The sequence below is a fragment of the Streptomyces sp. NPDC058964 genome (assembly GCF_042741275.1).
Taxonomy (GTDB): Bacteria; Actinomycetota; Actinomycetes; order Streptomycetales; family Streptomycetaceae; genus Streptomyces.
Map to the genome: position 1 here is coordinate 1 of NZ_JBHYKH010000131.1, position 3,773 is coordinate 3,773.

The following is a 3,773-nucleotide window of genomic DNA, read 5'->3' on the forward strand; positions in this document are numbered from 1 at the left end:
GGCCGGGACCTTCGGCGCCTGCAGGGCGGCATGCGCGTGCGAGACGGTGGTGGCAGGAGCGGTACCGATCCCCCGAGGTACCGCTCCCCGTACGGCACGCTGCCGGTCTTCCGGCTCACGACCTCGACAACGGAGGCGCACTCCCCATGACCCGACACGACGCCCGAACCCGCGCCGCCACCCCGGGAGGCGCTCCGTCCGAGACCGCCGTCGCGGTGGACCGACTGGTCACGAACGGGCTCAAGGCGCTGGCCGACTACGAGGCCCTCGACCAGGAGCAGGTCGACCACATCGTCAAGAAGGCCTCGGTCGCCGCCCTGGACCAGCACACCGCGCTGGCCCGCCTGGCGGTGGAAGAGACCGGACGCGGTGTCTTCGAGGACAAGGCGGCCAAGAACATGTTCGCGTGCGAGCACGTCACGCACAGCATGGGCCGGATGAAGACCGTCGGGGTCATCGCCCGTGACGACATCGACGACATGGTCGAGATAGCCGAACCGGTGGGGGTGGTGTGCGCGATCACCCCGGTCACCAACCCGACCTCCACCACCATCTTCAAGGCGCTGATGGCGCTGAAGACCCGCAACCCGGTCGTGTTCGCCTTCCATCCCTCCGCCCAGCGCTGCAGCGTCGAGGCGGCCCGGATCGTGCGCGACGCCGCCGTCGCCGCCGGAGCCCCGGAGCACTGCATCCAGTGGATCGAGACCCCGTCGGTCGAGGCGACCGGCACGCTCATGCGCCACCCGGGCGTCTCCATGATCCTCGCCACCGGCGGCAACGCGATGGTCAAGGCCGCCTACTCGGCGGGCAAGCCCGCGCTCGGCGTCGGCGCCGGCAACGTCCCCGCCTATGTGCACAAGAGCGCGAATCTGCGCCGGGCCGTCAACGACCTGGTGCTGTCGAAGTCGTTCGACAACGGCATGATCTGCGCCTCCGAGCAGGCCGTCATCCTGGACGACGAGATCTACGACGCCGCGCTGGCCGAGTTCCGCACCCTGCACGCCCACCAGGCCACCGCCGAGGAGAAGGCCAAGCTGGAGGCGTTCCTCTTCCCCGCGGACACGTCCAACAAGGGCTGCGAGCCCAAGGTCAACGCGGCGGCCGTCGGGCAGAGCCCGGCCTGGATCGCCGAGCAGGCCGGCTTCACCGTACCGGACGGCACCTCGGTCATCCTGGTCGAGGCCGACCGGGTCGGCCCGGACGAGCCGTTGACGAGGGAGAAGCTGTGCCCCGTGCTCGCCGTGCTGCGCGCCCGCTCGGCGCAGCAGGGCTTCGATCTGGCCGCCGACATGGTCGCCTTCCACGGACAGGGCCACAGCGCTGTCATCCACACCGAGGACACCACGGTGGCCGAGGCGTACGGGATGCGGGTGAAGACCGTACGGATCATCGTCAACTCCCCCTCCTCGCAAGGGGCGATCGGCGGCATCTACAACAGCCTGCTTCCCTCGCTCACCCTGGGCTGCGGCTCCTGGGGCAGCACATCGGTGTCCAACAACGTCTCCGCCGCCCAACTGCTGAACGTCAAGCGCGTCTCGGTGCGCCGCAACAACCTGCAGTGGTTCAAGGTCCCGCCGAAGATCTACTTCGAGCCGCAGGCCATCCGCTACCTCGCCTCCATGCCGGACGTCCACCGCGTCACGATCGTCACCGACGCGACCATGACCCGCCTCGGCTTCGTCGACCGCGTCTCCCGCGTCCTGCAACGCCGCCCCCAGCCCGTGACGCTGCAGATCATCGACAACGTCGAGCCCGAGCCCAGCATTGACTCCGTGCAGCACGGTGCCCGCCTCATGCGGGACTTCCGCCCGGACACGATCATCGCGCTCGGCGGCGGCTCGCCGATGGACGCGTCGAAGGTGATGTGGCTGCTGTACGAGCAGCAGGCCGAAGGCAAGGACCTGGACTTCGCGGACATGCGGCAGAAGTTCTCCGACATCCGCAAGCGCGCCTTCCGTTTCCCCGTCCTGGGCAAGCTGGCCCGGCTGGTGTGCATCCCCACCACCTCCGGCACCGGCGCCGAGGTCACCCCGTTCGCGGTCATCTCCGACCCGGCGACGGGCAAGAAGTACCCGCTGGCCGACTACGCGCTCACCCCGAGTGTGGCCATCGTCGACCCGCTGCTGACCGCTGATCTGCCGCCGGCCCTGGCCGCCGACAGCGGCTTCGACGCCCTCACCCACGCCATCGAGGCGTACGTGTCCGTCTACGCCAGCGACTTCACCGACGGCCTGGCCCTGCACGCGATCCGCCTGATCTTCGACAACATCGAGGCGGCGGTGAACAACCGTGCGGGCAGCGCCGAGGCCCGGGAGAAGATGCACAATGCCGGCACCATCGCGGGCATGGCCTTCGGCAACGCCTTCCTCGGCATCGTCCACGCCATGTCCCACACCCTCGGCGCCACCTTCCACATCGCGCACGGCCGCACCAACGCCGTGCTGCTGCCGCACGTCATCCGCTACAACGGCACCGTCCCGACGAAGCTGACGGGCTGGCCCAAGTACGAGAACTACCGCGCCCCCGAACGCTTCCAGGACATCGCCCGCACCCTGGGCCTGCCCGCGGCCACCCCGGCCGAGGGCGTGGAGTCCCTCGCCCGTGCCGTGGAGCGGCTGCGGGACGCGGTGGGCATCGAGCCCTCCTTCCAGGCCCTCGGCGTCGACGAGCGCGCGTTCCTCGACGCCCTGCCCCAGCAGGCGCTCAACGCCTACGAGGACCAGTGCGCGCCCGCCAACCCGCGCATGCCCATGCTCGCCGACATGGAGGGGATCATGCGTACGGCGTACCACGGCCGTGCGGGCATCGCGGGAATGCAGGGCGAGGACGCCGCAGCAGACAGCGCAGCGGCAGCCGACGCGGCGGAAGAGCGGTCGGCAGACGTAGCGCAGTGAGTGACGATTCCCCAGGGACATCCGCCGGTTCCCTCGACAGCGCTCAGGCACTGCAAGCGCTGGGCAGTGCGTCCCTGGGGAGGACCGTCTTCACCCCGCACGCGCTGCCGGCCGTCCGCCCGGTCAACCACGTCCTGGACGACGGCGGCATCGTCATCCGCATCCACGAGGGGGCGGCACTGGCCTTCCGCTCCGGGTGCGACGGCGCATCCGGTGCGGTCACCGCCCACTGGGCCGACGCCATCGACCCGGACACCCGCCTCGGCAGGAGCGCGACGGCGAGCGTGCCGGCCCGCGAGGAAACGCCCGTCGCGCATGATCGTTCCTCCAGGGGCTCCGGTCCGGGGAGGGCGAGTCGCACCGCATGACCGGCGCCGTTGCCCAGCGCTTGCGAAGAGTTCGCCTCCGCCCCCGGGGATGAGCGTGTGGTGTTCCAGCCCGCCGCAGGCGACGTGTGGTTCGTCGACCAAAGGACCTCGCAGGTGCTGTCACGCGAGGTGTTGCGAACGAGTCGCCACGGCGACCTCCCGGGCGACGACGCCGCCGGCGTGGCCATCGGGGCGAAGGGGTCTTCCCGCTCGACACTCTTCAGACGGCTTCGGTGGCTTCGCACGACGAACACGCGGTCGTGGACGGCCGGCAGGAGGCGTTCCCGGTCCGTGTCGGCGAACTCCCGCGGGGCACGGTGCCGTTGCTGCCGGCTTGGCAGTGATGCCGGCGCGAGGTGGTCTGACAGCCCCTGTGGTCATCAAGTCCGCGTACGGCAACCCTGCGCGACCGGGGCGGGGGCGCCCAGCGCGGCGGGGGGGGCCCCCGCCGCGCCCGCCGCGACGAGGGGGTGACCCGCGCGGGGGGGGTGAGGGACACCACACGCGCCCC

Annotated in this window: 2 protein-coding genes; both read left to right on the forward strand. The window is 70.8% G+C overall.

The window, feature by feature from the left end:
- Positions 1–146 precede the first annotated feature (146 nt).
- Positions 147–2,894, forward strand: coding sequence for a bifunctional acetaldehyde-CoA/alcohol dehydrogenase (gene adhE / locus ACFW2E_RS18265; protein ID WP_384467552.1), 2,748 nt, complete (start codon positions 147–149; stop codon positions 2,892–2,894).
- Positions 2,891–3,262, forward strand: a complete 372-nt coding sequence (locus ACFW2E_RS18270; protein WP_384467554.1) for a pyridoxamine 5'-phosphate oxidase family protein — start codon at positions 2,891–2,893, stop codon at positions 3,260–3,262. Before adhE ends, ACFW2E_RS18270 begins: the two co-directional genes overlap by 4 nt.
- Positions 3,263–3,773: the final 511 nt, after the last annotated feature.